This window comes from Pseudolabrys sp. Root1462, assembly GCF_001426945.1.
In the GTDB taxonomy this organism is placed as follows: domain Bacteria; phylum Pseudomonadota; class Alphaproteobacteria; order Rhizobiales; family Xanthobacteraceae; genus Pseudolabrys.
Genome location: NZ_LMFS01000001.1, coordinates 1,187,142 through 1,202,619 on the forward strand (window position 1 = coordinate 1,187,142; position 15,478 = coordinate 1,202,619).

The 15,478-nt window shown below is 62.2% G+C and carries 14 protein-coding genes; 8 read left to right on the forward strand and 6 right to left on the reverse strand.

Annotation, left to right across the window (positions count from 1 at the left end):
* The first annotated feature begins 64 nt into the window (after positions 1-64).
* Positions 65-1,999, forward strand: coding sequence for a PAS domain S-box protein (locus ASD45_RS05695; protein WP_280136399.1), 1,935 nt, complete (start codon positions 65-67; stop codon positions 1,997-1,999).
* 224 nt (positions 2,000-2,223) lie between these two features.
* Here the strand turns inward: ASD45_RS05695 and ASD45_RS05700 are convergent, their stop codons facing one another.
* The 3 genes from ASD45_RS05700 to ASD45_RS05710 form a co-directional block, all read right to left on the reverse strand.
* Positions 2,224-2,892, reverse strand: a complete 669-nt coding sequence (locus tag ASD45_RS05700; protein WP_056910603.1) for a transglutaminase-like cysteine peptidase — start codon at positions 2,890-2,892, stop codon at positions 2,224-2,226.
* 482 nt (positions 2,893-3,374) lie between these two features.
* A complete protein-coding gene (locus ASD45_RS05705; RefSeq protein WP_056910604.1) occupies positions 3,375-3,998 on the reverse strand; it encodes a PilZ domain-containing protein in 624 nt (207 codons plus the stop codon).
* A gap of 68 nt (positions 3,999-4,066) precedes the next feature.
* Positions 4,067-4,714, reverse strand: a complete 648-nt coding sequence (locus ASD45_RS05710; protein ID WP_056910605.1) for a PAS domain-containing protein — start codon at positions 4,712-4,714, stop codon at positions 4,067-4,069.
* 224 nt (positions 4,715-4,938) lie between these two features.
* Here ASD45_RS05710 and ASD45_RS05715 point away from each other — a divergent pair, with 224 nt between their 5' ends.
* Positions 4,939-5,691: a rhomboid family intramembrane serine protease gene (locus ASD45_RS05715; RefSeq protein WP_056910606.1), complete on the forward strand. Its 753-nt coding sequence runs from the start codon at positions 4,939-4,941 to the stop codon at positions 5,689-5,691.
* A gap of 143 nt (positions 5,692-5,834) precedes the next feature.
* The gene (locus ASD45_RS05720; RefSeq protein ID WP_056910607.1) at positions 5,835-6,266 is read left to right on the forward strand and encodes a CBS domain-containing protein; all 432 of its coding nucleotides are present in this window, start codon (positions 5,835-5,837) and stop codon (positions 6,264-6,266) included.
* A 30-nt stretch (positions 6,267-6,296) separates the two neighbouring features.
* Here the strand turns inward: ASD45_RS05720 and ASD45_RS05725 are convergent, their stop codons facing one another.
* The 3 genes from ASD45_RS05725 to ASD45_RS05735 all read right to left on the reverse strand — a co-directional run bounded on the left by ASD45_RS05725 (position 6,297) and on the right by ASD45_RS05735 (position 8,727).
* The gene (locus ASD45_RS05725; RefSeq protein ID WP_056912610.1) at positions 6,297-7,247 is read right to left on the reverse strand and encodes a patatin-like phospholipase family protein; all 951 of its coding nucleotides are present in this window, start codon (positions 7,245-7,247) and stop codon (positions 6,297-6,299) included.
* 293 nt (positions 7,248-7,540) lie between these two features.
* A complete protein-coding gene (locus tag ASD45_RS05730; RefSeq protein ID WP_056910608.1) occupies positions 7,541-8,149 on the reverse strand; it encodes a flavin reductase family protein in 609 nt (202 codons plus the stop codon).
* The gene (locus tag ASD45_RS05735; RefSeq protein ID WP_056910609.1) at positions 8,149-8,727 is read right to left on the reverse strand and encodes a nitroreductase; all 579 of its coding nucleotides are present in this window, start codon (positions 8,725-8,727) and stop codon (positions 8,149-8,151) included. The genes ASD45_RS05730 and ASD45_RS05735 overlap by 1 nt, the downstream gene beginning before the upstream one ends.
* A gap of 776 nt (positions 8,728-9,503) precedes the next feature.
* Here ASD45_RS05735 and ASD45_RS05740 point away from each other — a divergent pair.
* From ASD45_RS05740 to otsA, 5 genes are all read left to right on the forward strand, one after another.
* The gene (locus ASD45_RS05740; RefSeq protein ID WP_082540676.1) at positions 9,504-10,028 is read left to right on the forward strand and encodes a chemotaxis protein CheW; all 525 of its coding nucleotides are present in this window, start codon (positions 9,504-9,506) and stop codon (positions 10,026-10,028) included.
* A gap of 65 nt (positions 10,029-10,093) precedes the next feature.
* Positions 10,094-11,860, forward strand: coding sequence for a methyl-accepting chemotaxis protein (locus ASD45_RS05745; RefSeq protein WP_056910610.1), 1,767 nt, complete (start codon positions 10,094-10,096; stop codon positions 11,858-11,860).
* A gap of 234 nt (positions 11,861-12,094) precedes the next feature.
* A complete protein-coding gene (locus tag ASD45_RS05750) occupies positions 12,095-13,045 on the forward strand; it encodes a hypothetical protein (RefSeq protein ID WP_348271214.1) in 951 nt (316 codons plus the stop codon).
* Positions 13,046-13,065: 20 nt separating this feature from the next.
* A complete protein-coding gene (gene otsB, locus ASD45_RS05755; RefSeq protein WP_056910611.1) occupies positions 13,066-13,851 on the forward strand; it encodes a trehalose-phosphatase in 786 nt (261 codons plus the stop codon).
* 104 nt (positions 13,852-13,955) lie between these two features.
* A complete protein-coding gene (gene otsA / locus ASD45_RS05760) occupies positions 13,956-15,386 on the forward strand; it encodes an alpha,alpha-trehalose-phosphate synthase (UDP-forming) (RefSeq protein ID WP_056910612.1) in 1,431 nt (476 codons plus the stop codon).
* Positions 15,387-15,478: the final 92 nt, after the last annotated feature.

A 15,478-nucleotide genomic window follows, 5' to 3' on the forward strand; every position in this document is an offset into this window, starting at 1 on the left:
GCTTGCGCGGGAACCGCGGCTGGGCGAACGCGTTAATTAGAGATTTATTGGCAGGTATCCATTTTTGCCGACACCTTTCGATCCTCAGCTGTTGCTCGACGCCGTGGTCGACTACGCGATCTACATGCTCGATGTAGACGGTCGTGTGATTAGTTGGAATGCAGGCGCCGAGCGGCTGAAACAATATTCTCTGGATGAGATTTTCGGTCAGCATTTCAGCAAGTTCTATACAGAAGAGGATCGGGCCGCAGGCGTGCCGGAAATCGCCCTTGGGACCGCGGCTGAAACTGGCCGGTTTCATGCGGAAGGATGGCGGGTCCGCAAAGACGGATCTCGCTTCTGGGCGATGGTTGTCATCGATGCCATCCGCAAAGAGACTGGTGAGCTGGTCGGATTTGCCAAAATCACGAGAGATATTACGGACCAGTTCGCGGCACGCCACGAGCTTTCCGAGAGTGATGGGCGCTACCGCCGGTTGGTCGAATCTGTCGTAGACTACGCTATCTTTCAGCTTGACCCGACCGGCCATGTTGCGACCTGGAACGTCGGGGCAGAGCGGATTAAAGGATATCAGCCCGCCGAAATTATCGGCAGGCATTTCAGTGCATTTTATACTGAAGAGGATCGGGCGGCCGGCATTCCCGCGAGCGCACTCGAAACGGCGCGAAGACGTGGCCAGTACCACGCCGAAGGCTGGCGACTAAGGAAAGATGGGTCAAAATTCTGGGCCCTCGTTGTCATCGACCGTATCGACGATGATGATGGGAATTTCGTTGGCTTCGCCAAAGTTACGCGCGACATGACGGAACGTTATGAGGCGCAACGTGAACTCAAGGCTGTGCAGGAGCAGCTCGCAGCCGCACAAAAGATGGAGGCGATAGGGCAGCTAAGCGGCGGCATTGCCCACGACTTCAATAATCTTCTGATGATTGTGATTGGCAATCTGGAGATGGCGCAGACGCAGGCCGGCAAACTTGGCGGTGCCTCGCTGTCGCGGTCTCTTCAGAATGCTATGCGCGGCGCGCGCCGAGCAGCGGCGCTCACAAGTCGCTTGCTCGCATTTTCTCGGCGGCAGGCTCTCGACCCAAAGCCCATTGATCTCAACAAATATCTTTCGAACGTTGCCGAGTTCCTCCAGCGGACTCTGGGCGAAAACATCGAAATTGAGGCCGCTGGCGCTGCAGGACTTTGGACGATCGAGGCCGATCCTACCCATTTGGAGTCGGCTATCGTCAATCTGGCGGTCAACGCACGCGACGCAATGCCGGAGGGCGGTAAACTCACCATCGAGGCGTCAAACGTCTATGCTGATGACGAGTATGCTCGCCTCAATCCCGAAGTGACACGCGGTCAATACGTCGCCATCTCGGTAAGTGACAACGGGGCGGGGATGGACGCAGAGGTTTGCAATCGCGCGTTCGAGCCGTTCTTTACGACCAAAGAACCTGGGCAAGGAACGGGTCTCGGCCTCAGCCAGGTTTATGGTTTCGTGAAACAGTCGGCCGGTCATATTAAAATATACAGCGAGCCCGGCGAGGGAACGACTGTCAAAATTTATCTTCCGCGTTTGTTCGGCGATGTTCTGGATGATCAAGATGCCGATACCGCGCCGGTCCGATCTAATGACGGCGAAAGCATCTTGCTGGTCGAAGACGACAACGATCTCCGCTCATATCTGTCGGAGGCTTTGGGGACTCTCGGCTATAATGTGATTAGCTGTGGTGATGCGCGATCGGCCAAAGCTGTACTGGCCAGCGACCGGCGCGTCGATTTACTGCTGACTGACATTGTTATGCCGGGGCAGAATGGCAAGCAGCTTAGCGACGACGCACGTCAGTTGAGGCCTGATTTGAAGGTCGTCTATATGACCGGCTACTCCCGGAACGCGGTTGTCCATCATGGCCGCTTGGATCCGGGCGTTAATCTGATTCAAAAGCCCATCTCACAAGCGGAGCTTGGGCGGAAAATACGCGCCGTGCTGGGCTATCCCGCTGCCTAGGCGAACGAGTGCTCTCGTAAACATCTGACGGCGATCTCCGTCACGCACGCTTCTGCAAGGCCTTGGTATTGAGGCCCCTGCTGCCTTCCATAAAAGTGCGGCCAGCCTTGGGGGAGGCTGGCCGCGCGCGTCCCGGTCTGGGGACGGGGAGGGTGGGGACGTGACCGGGGACGCGTATCCCTACCGAGTTCGTTTCAGTTCAGACGAAGCTCCCCGCTTCGTCGTCAGCGCGCCGACACCGTGGCCGGAGCATTGCGCGGTTCGCCAAGCGCGACCCAGATGTTCTGATCGGACTGCGACTGCCGCTTGATGAATTTGTAGCCGGTCTGTGTCCAAGGCAGGATCTGCGCTTCCTGATTGTCGAGCACGAATTCGCCGCGGTCCGTCTTCACCGTCAGTACGGCATGGCCGTCGTCATTCTTGTCGCGCACCACGGTGACTAGCAGCGCCTCGCGCGGCCAGCCGGCCTTGATCAGCATGTGGCGCTTGAGCAGGACATAGTCCTCGCAGTCGCCATAGCCGTCCTCGCCCATGTTCCAGCGCTCGACCACGCCCCAGTGCTCGATGTCGGTCATCGGCTTGATGGTCTGGTTGACCCAGTTGTTGACCTTGATCAGGTCGTCCCAGGTCTTCGCAGTCATGACGATGTCGCGCGGGGCCGATGCCTTGGTGACGCATTCGCCCTTGTATTCGTGACAGAAATCGACCCAGCCGATCGGCGCGCGGGTTGCGGGGCCGACTGCGGCATAGATCGCGCTCTGCGTCGCGACGCCGGCGTTGAGCGAGGCGAGCCGCTCCCCAGCGGCGCTCGTCAACGTCGAGAAAGCCAGAACAGCGGCGGCGATCGCCACAGTATTGGCAAGGCGAATGACGCCTTTGCTTGAGGTATTCATGGTGTTGTCCCTTCCCAATCCGTCCGGGGCCAACACTCGCAAAGATGATTTGCGTCGCCGCTAAGTAGAACGGCGCAGTTTAAATCGCTCTGTAGTAAAACAAGAGATGAATACTTCTAAATGTGAAGACGAATTCGAATAAAATCCGAGTATTCGGCTTTTGATTAAAAGTCGAAGCATTAGCCGCATTTTGCCTGATAAATCGCGCACAAAGACGTCGTTGGTTGAAGCGCCTTAACCCTGTGGCTGCGGCTCCGAAGCCGAAAGCCGGGGCTTTCCCCAGGCAAATCAAGGCTTCGGATGGGTTCGAAATCGGCGCAAGTTTAGCGATCACCGTGAAGACGAATTCACCATGCCGCAACGTCGCCGAATGCGCGCCGCAGCACCGAGCGACTTTCGCCGTGCTGCGACGAAGGGGGCGGGCAAAGAAAAACGCCGTGGCGGGACCACGGCGTTTGCTGAAGTCGCAAGGCAGCGGGCGACTACTCGCCGGTGACGTTGTCTTCGATGAAGTCCGGGTGCTGCAGCCGGTTGAATTCGATGGCGAAGCCGTCGTCGATGTGACGGACGACGCGGCCTGCCGTCTTGCCGATGGTCACGGCCGAGCCGACCGGCGGCAGCATGTCGCGCGGCAGCGCAACCGCCGCGCCCGAGGCCGAGAGGTCGATGACGCGGCAGCCGATATTCTGGCCGTTCGGCAGGATCAGGCGGGCGCGCGGGTTCTTCGGCGTGAAGCGGCCATGGCGGCGGTCTTCCGGCAGATTGAGCATCTGCCGGTTGGCGAGCCAGGTGAGCTGGGCGGCGAGCTTGTCGCGCTTGCGCGGCGTCGCCGAGATCGTCATGGCGAAGCCGTTCTCGATGAGCCGGGCGATCTGGCCTTCGAGCCGGCCGAGATGATCGACATAGGCAATGACGCGTTCGCCGGGCTGGCCGACGACCGGCGCGATCAGGGCCATGCCGCCCGGCGACATATTGACGACCTGACAGGGATATTCATTGCGGTCGGCCAGCATATAGCGGCCAAGCAGGTTCACCTTGACGCGCTGATGCCGCCGGCGTTCTTCGGCAAGCGGCAGAATTCTCACTTTTGTCAGAGGCAGCGCCATGGGGAGGCAAGCTCAAATAGAGCTGGTATCTGGAAGCTCGAACCTATGGCGGTTGTCTTAACGGTTCGTTATCCGACTTTCTCCGGTGGAACTTCGCGGCCGCCGCTATAGACGACGAAACCGTAGCGTCGGCGGCCAGCCTCGCTCGATGCGGGCGGCTCGGTTTCGGTCAGTAGGGGCGCCTGTGCCGGCGCCAGCGTCAGCCCCGCGCCGAAGCCGTCGATCTCAGGTCCGATATGGCGGAGCGCGGTGAGGCTCAGTTCGGTTACCGGCTTGCTGCCAAGCCAGTAGGGCGGCGACAGCGGCGCCAGCACGCCGAGCCCGCGGATGCGGGCGTGACCCGTATGAGCGAGCGGCAGCATCAGCATTTCGAGATCGACCTCGGCGCCGTCGGCTGTGCGGCCGACGAGGCCCATGACGGCGCCGACCTTCTCGGCGGTGATGGTTTCGGTCAGCTTCGCGAGCGTCTTCTGATCGCTCTCGCGCCACAAGGCGGCCAGGCTCTCGCCCTTGATCTCGCGATTGAACAAGGCACAGACGCGGGTACCGGCGAGGCGGAACCGCCAGGTCTCGACGAAGTCTGCGGCCAGGATAATGGTGTCGCCCAGCGCACGGCGTATGGCCGCCGGATCGATCTCGGCGCGCTCCGGCGCCGGGCGCGAGCCGCGCCGCTCGTTCCAGTGCGCGTAGACGGCCTGCGAGGATGGATGTTTCATGACGCGGCACCCTGTTCCGTCGCGACACGCTTGCCATCCTCTCCTGTGCCCGATCGGGACAATGACGGCGGCAAATCGTTGCGACAGGGTGTGCTGAGCAGGGCGCGTGCCGAGGCGCCCGCGGCGGTCACTCCGCCCCGCATTAGCGTTAAAATCGCGAAAGGTGCGCTTGCGGCTCAACGGTTAAGGCCTTAACTCACGTCTGGCCCTCGAAAGTTCCCCCGGTGCAACGCGAACCGCTGTTCAATCTCCCCGCCGTCATCGTCGCTTTGCTCGGCGTGCTGGCCTTCATCCACGGCGTGCGTGAGTGGGTGCTGACGCAGGATCAGGACATTCACGTCCTCATCGATTTTGCCTTCATCCCGGCGCGCTATGACTCTTCGCCGGTGCTCGGCGGCGCCGTGCCTGGCGGCACTGGAGCGGCCATTTGGAGCTTCGTGACTTATTCATTCCTGCACGGCAGTTGGATGCATCTGGGCGTCAATGCGGTGTGGCTGATGGCCTTCGGCACGCCGGTGGCTCGGCGTTTCGGCACGATGCGCTTCCTAGCGTTCTACGCGGTGACCGCCGTGGCCGGCGCCGGCATGCATCTGCTCACCAACGCCGGATCGGTCGCGCCGATGATCGGCGCATCCGCTTCGATCTCCGGCGCGATGGCGGCGTCGATGCGCTTTGCCTTTCAGCGCGGCGGTCCGCTCGGCGGCATGTGGCGCACCAACGACGAGGACGCCTACCGCGTCCCGGCATTGTCGCTGATCGGCGTCTTGAGCGACGCACGCGTGCTGCTTTTCGTCGGCGTCTGGTTTGGCGTCAACATCCTCTTCGGCATGTGGTCGACGCCGGTGTTCGGCGGCGAAGATCAGGCCGTCGCCTGGCAGGCGCATATCGGCGGCTTCCTAGCGGGGCTTCTGCTGTTTTCGTGGTTCGACCCGGTTCGCAGCGATCTCAATCCGCGCGAAGATATTGCATTGCATTGAACCGATTTTTCGCGCTGCAGCGCAATGTGTGCGTCAAGTTCGCGCTTGACGGAACAGCCGTGCCGGCCTGATCGTTACATTGGACCCGGGACTCGAAGCGTCGCGCGTGGTCATCGAGCTTCCGGGATAGTCAGGAGGCTGTCATGAACGTCAAGACGATCCTGGCCGCAAAGGGCGGCGACATCATCAGCATCGAGCCGACGGCGACGCTCGCCGCGGCGGCGAAGCTGCTCAGCAAACATCGTATCGGCGCGGTGGTCATCCGCGGCGCCGGCGGGCGTCTTGCCGGTATTTTGTCGGAGCGCGACATCGTGCGCGCGCTGGCCGAAAGCGGAGGGGCGGCACTCGACTTCCCCGTCGGGCAGGTGATGACGCGCAGCGTGATGACCTGCGGCGAGAACGATTCCATCGCCGAGTTGATGGAGCGTATGACCGCCGGCAAGTTCCGCCATCTGCCGGTGTTGAAGGCCGAGCAACTCGTCGGCGTCATCTCGATCGGCGACATCGTCAAGATGCGCGTGCAGGAGATCGAGACCGACGCCGCGGCCATGCGCGATTACATCCAGACCGCCTGATGTGAGAGGCGGCGCAGGGGCAACGGCGGCTTACTTGCCGCCGCTGTTTGCGTTCGCGTCGTAAGGTTGCGACAGGCTGTCGAGCGCCTCGGTGACGTTTTCGAGCGCCTTCTCGGCGGCTTCGACGCCGACGGCGATGGCATCCTTGTTGCGGTGGAAGTCGAACCAGCCGATCGGACCGAGCCGCGGGCTGATCAGAACGTCGGGCGGATCGCCGGCGAGCCGCGCGCGCGTGATGCGATCCTGCATCACGTTGAAGGCTTCGACCATCACCGTCGGAATGCCGGGCCGGCCGTGATCGCCAAACAATTTTCGGCGCAGCGATTTCTCGCGGCCGAACACGGCGCGCAGGCCGTGAAGCTGATCGCCGGGCGGCGGAGGCTCGTCGCTTTGATCTGAGCCATGATCGGCGATGATGGTGCCGCGACCGAACAAATCGGCATTGAGATTGACCGCGATGACGACCCGGGCGCCCAGCGCGCGCGCCGCCGACACCGGCACCGGATTGACCAGCGCGCCATCGACCAGCCAGCGCCCACCGATTTTCACCGGCGGGAAAATGCCGGGCAGGGCGTAAGAGGCGCGCAACGCGTCGGCCAAGCGGCCGCGCGTCAGCCAGATCTCGTGACCGGTATTGAACTCGGTGGCGATGGCGGCAAAGCGCACCGGCAATGTTTCGATGCGCGTGTCTTTGAGCTGCTCGTTCATCTTGCCGGCGAGGCGGCCGCCGCCGATCAGGCCCGAGCCCGACAGGCTGATGTCGAGATAGCTGAGGATGCTGCGCACCGACAGGCTGCGGGCCCATTCCTCGAGGTTGTCGAGTTGACCCGCCGCATAGCAGCCGCCGACCACGGCGCCGATCGACGTACCAACGATCACGTCGGGGACGATGCCGTGGGCGGCCAAAGTCCGGATGACACCAATATGCGCAAAGCCGCGCGCCGCGCCGCCGCCGAGGGCGAGACCGATGCTCGGGCGCACCTTGTCAGGCTTGTCGGGAGCCGCGGTCGCATCGGCGGCGCGGTCGCCGCCATTCTTGCGCGCAAAGAGACCTTCAAACACCAAGTCAAATCTCCATCGGGCACGGCCATATTGTCCGGCCGGGCGCGCCACGGCGACAAGGAATTCGCTGCCGCATGGCGAAGACGGGAGTCGTGTGACCGTCCCGTGACACGTTCAGCGTGCGCCTCTGCGATTACCGTAAGGTTAAGCCCCCGTTCAAGGTAACTCTCCAAACGTTTGGGAGTTCAATACTTTAAGATGAGGGGGCGGGGCTACTTCGTCGGCCGAAACATGGAAAACATCTGATCGACAACGGAATATTGGTCGGCATAGCCGCAACGGGCAATCGGGCGCATGGCAGCCGTGTCCAAAATGCCGTCCTTGAGGAAGCGATCGTCGATGTGCACGCCGACCACCTGGCCGAAAACGACGTGGCAATCGAGCGGCGAGCCGTCGAGCGCGTCCATCTTGACGATCTTGAGCATCTTGCATTCCAGCGCGCAGGGGCTCGCGGCCACGCGCGGCGGTTTGACCATGCGGCACGGGGACGGCGCCAGGCCCGCCCGCTCCATCTCATTGACGCCGCGAACGACCGGCGCCGAGGTGTCGTTCATCTGTTCGCGCAGGTCGTAAGTCGCGAGGTTGCAGACGAACTCGCCGGTCTCCTCGATGAAGGCGACGGAGTCCTTATGGCCCTCGCTCGAGAACATCACCATGTTCGGCTTGCTGAAGATACCGTTGAAGAACGAGTAAGGGGCGAGGTTAACTTCGCCCTTGGCGTTCATCGACGTGATCCAGCCGATCGGACGCGGCGCGATGATCGCCTTGAATGGATCGTGGGGCAGTAAAGTGCGATCGCGCTTCTCCGGTTCGTAGAACATCAGCGGGCGGCTCCTTGATAATGAGTGACGATCCTGTCGAGGCTGGGCCGGTCGCGATCTTCCGGCGCTTTGGTGGTGCTGCCGATATAGACGAAGCCGGCGATGCGCTCCTGGTCGGTGAGGCCAAGCACCGTCATCGCCGCACGGTCGTAAGCCGGCCATTCGGTCAGCCAGCTCGCGACATAGCCAAGGGCATGGGCGGCTGTAACGAGGTTCATGCAGGCGGCGCCCGCCGACAGTTGTTGCTCCCATTCCGGGATCTTGGCGTGAGGCGCGGCGCGGCTGACTACCGCCACCACCAACGGGGCGCGGGCAAAACGCCGGCGCTCGAACTCGAGCTGGTCGCCGGTCGCATCCGGATGGGACACTTGAAACACCGCGGCAATCTGGTCTCCCGCGGCGTGACGGGCATCACCGGCAAAGACCACGAAACGCCATGGCGCCAGCTTGCCGTGATCAGGCACGCGGGACGCTATCGTCAGCAGCGTGTTGAGATCGGCATCGGACGGACCGGGGCCGGCCATCTCGATTGGCTTTACCGAACGGCGGGTTTTGAGGAGTTCTAATGCGTCAGGCATGAAGGGCTTTCGGGAAGGGCGCAGCAAAGAAGGCCGCGCGGGAGCAGCGGAGCACGAACAGCAAATAGTCAGGAAGCGGCGCCAACGCAATCGTCCCGCGCCGCTGAAATTAGCGACCCCCCGGCAGGGCCATCGTCTTCCTGGCCGCCGTGCCCGCTTGGTGGCGCTTTGCCGTGTTCGCCTGTGCGTCGATATCGCGATTATCGATGCCGGTCGATGATCGCATGTTGTCGCCGCGATGGATTGAGGTCCGCATTCTCAGACGGCAACGCGTTCGGCGCTCCGCCAACTCGCACTATCGCAGGACCTCGTATCGGCTCCTGGTGTGGCGACTGAAAGCCGTATTTATAAATTCATCTGCTGGTTTGAGCGCGGGCGATAAATCGGGGTGGTGGTGACGGATCGCTTGTCTGCCGTCTATTTATTCTACGGTCGGGTGTCGCGTCGCGGTCCTGCTCGCGATTCGGTTGTCTTGTATTTAGCTACCGTCGTTTTGCTCGGCTCTGCAACGCAGGAGATTCTTGTTTGTACTAGACAACCGACGATAATTATAAATACCGAAATACCTAAGAAACATGGCGCTTCGTAAACGAAATTCAATCTAAAAAATCGACGCTATAAACATATTCTATAGAACTCGCTGTTAATTTTATCGACGGGTCGCGACTGCGGCCCGCGCTGCCGGGTCTCCGTGAGTGATGTCATTTCTTGAAATCGATGCGGTCCTTTTCAGGGGCGCGCGTCGCACGGGAGCGGCTGTTTTGAAGGATGCATCCATGAATCAAGTTGTATCGTCGGAAATAACAAGCGCCCCGCCGAATGCCTGGGGCAATGTCGGTACGGCTGACGCCGCGGGCGGAGTTGCGCAGACGCAGTTTATCAGCTTCGCCATTGGCGACGATCAATATGGCGTCGACATCATGGCGGTTCGCGAGATCAAGGGCTGGAGCGACATTGCCCACTTGCCCAAGCAGCCTGAATATGTGCGCGGCGTGCTCAATTTGCGCGGCGCCATCGTCCCGATTGTCGACCTGCGCTGCCGTTTCGGCCAGGGGCTGACTGAGACCACGCCGCTTCACATCGTCATCATCGTTCAGATCGAGGGCCGTCAGGTCGGACTGATCGGGGATCGCGTGCTCGATATCGTGTCGGTCGATGCTGCGCAGATCCAGAAGGTGCCGCGCGCCGGTGACGGTCCACAAGCCGATTTCCTGTCCGGCATCGTGTCGCATGACAACGTCATGATCGCGCTGATCGATCTGGCACATCTGCTTCCGGCGGAAGACCGGGCCGATCGTTGAGTTGAATCGGCTGCCGCGTCCCACCCATCAACATAATGCGTTCATCTTCCTAGAAAGGGAATATCATGTTGCGACTTTCGAACATCAGTATCGGCGTCAAGCTGTCCATCATGAGTGGCATCGGTGTTTTGCTGGTCTGCCTCATGATGGGTGTCGGTATGTACACCGATAGCTCCGTCAAGGCGTCCCAGGCGTATGCAAACGGTCAGGAGATTGTCGTCGCTGACCTCAAGAAGATCGAGGCCACCTTCGTGCTGGCCCGCCTGTCGATGCGAAACATCCGTCTTGCCGAGACCGAGGCCGAGTTGAAGGCCGCCAATAATCTCGCGGCGTTGCAGAAAGACGTCAATGCCTTGGCCGAAAAAGTCGCGGGGGAGCTTCGAGTGCCAGCCAACCGCGAACGCATGCAGAATGCCCGGCGGCAGATGAACGCCTATATCGATGGCGCGACCAAGATGATCGTGCCGATGCAGGCCGAGGTCATCAAGATCTCGACCGCAAACCCTGAGCGTGTCAGCCAACTTCACCATGAAATGTCGGGCATTCAGAAGGATAAGCTCGACCCCGAAGTAGCGACTGCGGTTAAGCTGATGGAAGAGATCATCCATATTGCCGAGGGCCGTGTCGTTGAAGAGAATGAAGCCGTCAGTCACACCAAGGCGTTTGCCGAGAAAATCAACCTGTCGATCGGCATCGCGGTTATCGTCATCCTCCTCGGCTCTGCGGTGTTCGGGGCCAAGACCATAGCGCGGCCGCTGCGTGCCTTGGTGGAGCCGTTGGCCGCTGTGTCTGCCGGCAACTTTACGGTCGCTGTGCCCGGCACTGGTCGTAAGGACGAAGTTGGCCAGATTGCCGATGCCGTCCAGAGCATGGCCCAGAAGATGAGCCAGACCATTGCCGAGATCAAAGCGTCTGGCCGCGAAGTCACTAACGCCTCGGCCGAAATCGCAACCTCGACGACCGACCTGTCGCAGCGCACCGAGGAGCAGGCGGCGAGCCTGGAGGAAACCTCGGCTGCGATGGAAGAGTTGGCCGCCACCGTGCGCAAGAACGCGGAGAACGCCCAGCTCGCCAATCAGGATGCGGCTACGACTCGCGAGGTCGCGGATCGCGGCGGGCAGGTCGTCGCCAAGGCGGTCGACGCCATGGCGCGGATCGAGGAATCGTCGCGCAAGATCTCCGACATCATCGGTGTCATCGATGAGATCGCGCGGCAGACCAACCTGCTGGCGCTCAACGCCGCGGTGGAAGCGGCGCGCGCCGGTGAAGCCGGTCGTGGCTTTGCCGTCGTGGCGTCGGAAGTGCGCAGCCTGGCGCAGCGTTCGTCGCAGGCGGCAAAAGACATCAAGGACCTGATCACCAACTCGAATGGTCAGGTGAAGGATGGTGTCGATCTGGTCAACCGTGCCGGCGAATCGCTCAACGAAATCGTCGAGTCGATCAACAAGGTCGCCGTGGTGGTCTCCGAGATCGCCAATGCGTCGGCTGAGCAGGCCACCGGCATTGATCAGATCAACAAGGCGCTCACCCAGATGGACGAGGTGACGCAGCAGAACTCGGCGCTGGTCGAAGAAAACGCGGCCACCGCCAAGACGCTCGAGCATCAGGCCAAGGCCATGGACGAGCAGGTGTCAGTGTTCCAGATCGACGGCGGCCACGAAGGCCATGCGACTCCGACGCCAATGAAGGCCAGTGCAGCGGTTGCCAGGCCGGCTGTTGCGAGGCCTGTTGCCGCCCGGTCTGCCCCTGGCAAGCCGAAGCCGGCAAGCGATGCGCGCGAGATGCAGGCGTCTCTGGCCACCGCCGTCGGTCAGGATTGGCGAGAGTTCTAGGCGCTGGGCCACGTGGCGACGGGATTTTGGTCCCGGGACTCAGGGGACGAGCGGCCGGTCGCCGGCTGCTCGCCCCCGCAATTCATGCGGCTTGAAATCGCCTCGATTCCAGCCGAAAACCGCGTCATGAACGGCGAAATTCGATTGGCCGGACAAGGCCGCCCGCCGCGTGCGAGGCGGCCTGTCCCGTTTTACTGGACGTTTGCGCTGGTTCTGGCCGTCGCGGCGGCGGCCGTGCCCGGCCGCGTCCTCGCACAGGCTGGCAATTCCAGCTCGCTGTTCTCCGCTTCGCCCTCGCTTGGCGCCTTCCCGCCGGCGCCCGCGCCCGGGCGCGGCGGCGATGGCTTCGGCTCGAGCGGCGTATTGGCGCCGCCGACGCATGGTCAGATGCTGATGCCTCCGCCGCCGACGCCGATGGTGCCGGCCGGGCAGGTGGCGCTGGCGCTGTCGGCCAAGTTCGGCACGGAAGCCGCGCCCATTACCGGCGGGCTGACCTGGCGCGTTTACGGCGCCAAACCGCAGCCCGACGGCAACTTTCCACTGATCCGCGAGGACAAATCGGCGGCGCCGACCTTGGTGCTACCGGCCGGCCCCTACATCGTGCATGTCGGCTTCGGCCTCGCCAATGCGGTGAAGCCGATAACCTTGCGTGGCGCTACCGTACGCGAGGAATTCGATTTGCCGGCCGGTGGCCTGCGCATGGAAGGCAAGGTCGGCGACGCGCGCATTCCGGCGGCGCAGATTTCGTTCGACGTCTTCAAGGGCAGCCAGTTCGAGCCCAGCGATCGCCGGCCGATCGCCGAACACATCGCCAGCGGCGGCGTGGTCGTGGTGCCGGAGGGCACGTATTACATCGTGTCGAATTACGGCGACGCCAATTCGGTGGTGCGCTCGGACATCCGCGTGCAGGCTGGCAAGCTCACCGATGTCGTCGTCAATCACCGGGCTGCGATCATCACGCTAAAGCTGGTGAACGAGAAGGGCGGTGAAGCGTTAGCCAACACGGCGTGGTCGGTGCTGACGCCTGGCGGCGACGTGATCAAGGAATCGATCGGCGCCTTCCCGCGCGTCGTCTTGGCCGAGGGCGAGTACCGCGCCATCGCCCGCAACGAAGGCAATGTCTTCGAGCGGGAGTTCAAGGTCGTCACCGGCGTGGACGGCGATGTCGAGGTGCTGGCCAAGTAGCGCTAAGCGGAAAGGGCGTTGTGAATTCTTCGACGACCAATGATCGCCAAGATGACGTTAATGCCGCGGCCTTGCGGTCCTTCGCCGCGCTCGATCCGACGACGATCGCGCTGCTGCTCGATGTCGACGGTACGCTGATCGATATCGGTCCGTCGCCGTTCGAGGTCGACGTCCCCCGAACCCTGATAGCCTCGCTCGAACGTCTCTACGATATGACCGGCGGCGCCCTGGCCTTGGTCAGCGGCCGGCCGATCCGCGATCTCGATCTGTTGTTCACGCCGCTCAAGCTGCCGGCGGTCGGCGGTCACGGTGCCGAGATGCGCCTCGCGGACGACGGGCAGGTCGCGCGCATCGAGGATCTGCCGCAGGCCATGCGCACGCGGCTTATCGCGGCGGCCGATCCTGCTACCGGCGTCGAGTTCGAGGACAAGGGCTATTCGGTGGCGCTCCACTATCGCAAGGCGCCTGAGCACGAAGATCGTTTGCGCACGCATGTCAGCGAAAGCCGCGCCGCATTTCCGGCCGAGGCGACGGAAGTGCTGCCGGGCAAGATGATGATCGAAATCAAGCGGCCCGGCATCGACAAAGGCGGCGGCGTGCGCGAATTGATGCGTCACATGCCATTCCGCGGCCGTATGCCGGTATTCATCGGCGACGATGTGACCGATGAAGCGGCGTTTGCCGCTTTGGCGGGCTTCGGCGGCAAGGGCTACTCGGTCAGCCGCGAAATTGCCGGCCTTAGCGGCATATTTTCGGCGCCGGATGACGTCCGCCGCGCGTTGCAGCAACTCGCCGCGATGAAGTGAACCTCTTGGCTTGTCAGGCGTTATTGCTCTGACGTTTGCCATATCAGTGCATATTTTACATAACTTGGCTGCGCGGGGCGGCGCGGCGGCGTGGAGGGGAAACTTTGTCGCGACTCGTGGTGGTATCCAACCGTGTCGGCATTCCGGATGGCAATGCGCGCGCAGGCGGTCTGGAAGTAGCGATCAGGCCGGCGCTGAAGAAGCGCGGCGGCATTTGGTTCGGCTGGAGCGGCAAGGTGGCCGACGGCACCCCAGGTCCCGCCAAAACCGTCCATCAAGACAAGGTCGACTATGTTACCGTCGATTTGCCGCAGGACGATTACGATGAGTTCTATAATGGCTTCGCCAATCGCGTTCTGTGGCCGATCCTGCATTATCGCCTCGACCTTGCGGAGTTCACCCGCCGCGACCTGAGCGGTTACTTCCGCGTCAATCAGTTCTTCGTCGAGAATCTCGAGAAGTTTCTGCGCCCGGACGACGTCATCTGGGTGCACGATTATCATTTGATGCCGCTCGCGCAGATGCTGCGTGAGCGCGGTCACAAGAATCGCCTCGGCTTCTTCCTGCACATCCCTTGTCCGCCGCCGGAGATTTTGACAGGATTGCCGAACCACGAGCGCGTGGTCGCGGGCTTGTGCAGTTACGATCTGGTCGGCTTCCAGACAGAAAACGACGCCAATAACTTCTCGCGCTATCTCGCCAACGAAGTCGGCCTGAAGAGAGCGGGCGACAGCAGCTTCCATTACGAGGATCGCTCCGTCACGGTCGGCATCTTTCCGGTGGGCGTCGAAACCGAGGCGTTTTCGCGGATGGCGGCGCGGGCCGTCGGGTCTCAATTCGTCAACAAGGTGATGGCGAGCATGTCGGGCCGCGCGCTGATCATCGGTGTCGATCGGCTCGATTACAGCAAAGGCATCCCCGAACGCCTCAATGCCTTCGAGCGCTTTCTCGCCAACTTCGCCGACTGGCGGGGGCTGGTGACCTATCTGCAGATCACGCCGCGCAGCCGGACTGACATTCGCGAATATGCAGATATCGGCCGATTGGTCGGCGAAGCCGTCGGCCGCATCAACGGCACCTTCGGGGAGGCGTCATGGACGCCGCTGCGTTATATCAACAAGGCCCATAGCCGGACCGCGCTTGCCGGCCTGTACCGCTCGGCGCGCGTCGGCCTGGTCACGCCGCTGCGCGACGGCATGAACCTCGTCGCCAAGGAATATATCGCTGCGCAGGACGCGGACGATCCCGGCGTGCTGGTGCTGTCCCGTTTTGCCGGGGCAGCGCGCGAATGCGGCGCAGCGTTGCTGGTGAATCCCTACGACTCCGAAGGCGTGGCCATCGCCATCAACCGCGCGCTGGGCATGCCGGTTGAAGAGCGGCGCATGCGCCACCAGGCCAATTTCGCCATGCTGGTCAAGAATGACCTGAGCCAGTGGGCGGAGCGGTTCCTCGGACTCCTCGATGGCGTCTCGAGCACCGATCCGGCGGCCGAGATGTTGGATCCGCCGATGCGGCGGATCGCCCGGCAAGGCTGACGGACTGCGGGGCGGACATTGACATAGGTCAGGGGCGCCAGCCGTCTTCACGATAGGATGTCACGTCGATAACCCACCCAAGGCGTCCCACC

Excerpts from the sequence above, each read along its gene's own strand:
- ASD45_RS05710 (WP_056910605.1), bottom strand. The coding sequence starts at position 4,714 with ATGAAACATCCATCCTCGCAGGCCGTCTACGCGCACTGGAACGAGCGG.
- ASD45_RS05730 (WP_056910608.1), bottom strand. The coding sequence starts at position 8,149 with ATGTTCTACGAACCGGAGAAGCGCGATCGCACTTTACTGCCCCACGAT.
- ASD45_RS05705 (WP_056910604.1), bottom strand. The coding sequence starts at position 3,998 with ATGGCGCTGCCTCTGACAAAAGTGAGAATTCTGCCGCTTGCCGAAGAA.
- ASD45_RS05740 (WP_082540676.1), top strand. The coding sequence starts at position 9,504 with ATGAATCAAGTTGTATCGTCGGAAATAACAAGCGCCCCGCCGAATGCC.
- ASD45_RS05745 (WP_056910610.1), top strand. The coding sequence starts at position 10,094 with ATGTTGCGACTTTCGAACATCAGTATCGGCGTCAAGCTGTCCATCATG.
- ASD45_RS05735 (WP_056910609.1), bottom strand. The coding sequence starts at position 8,727 with ATGCCTGACGCATTAGAACTCCTCAAAACCCGCCGTTCGGTAAAGCCA.
- ASD45_RS05700 (WP_056910603.1), bottom strand. The coding sequence starts at position 2,892 with ATGAATACCTCAAGCAAAGGCGTCATTCGCCTTGCCAATACTGTGGCG.
- ASD45_RS05720 (WP_056910607.1), top strand. The coding sequence starts at position 5,835 with ATGAACGTCAAGACGATCCTGGCCGCAAAGGGCGGCGACATCATCAGC.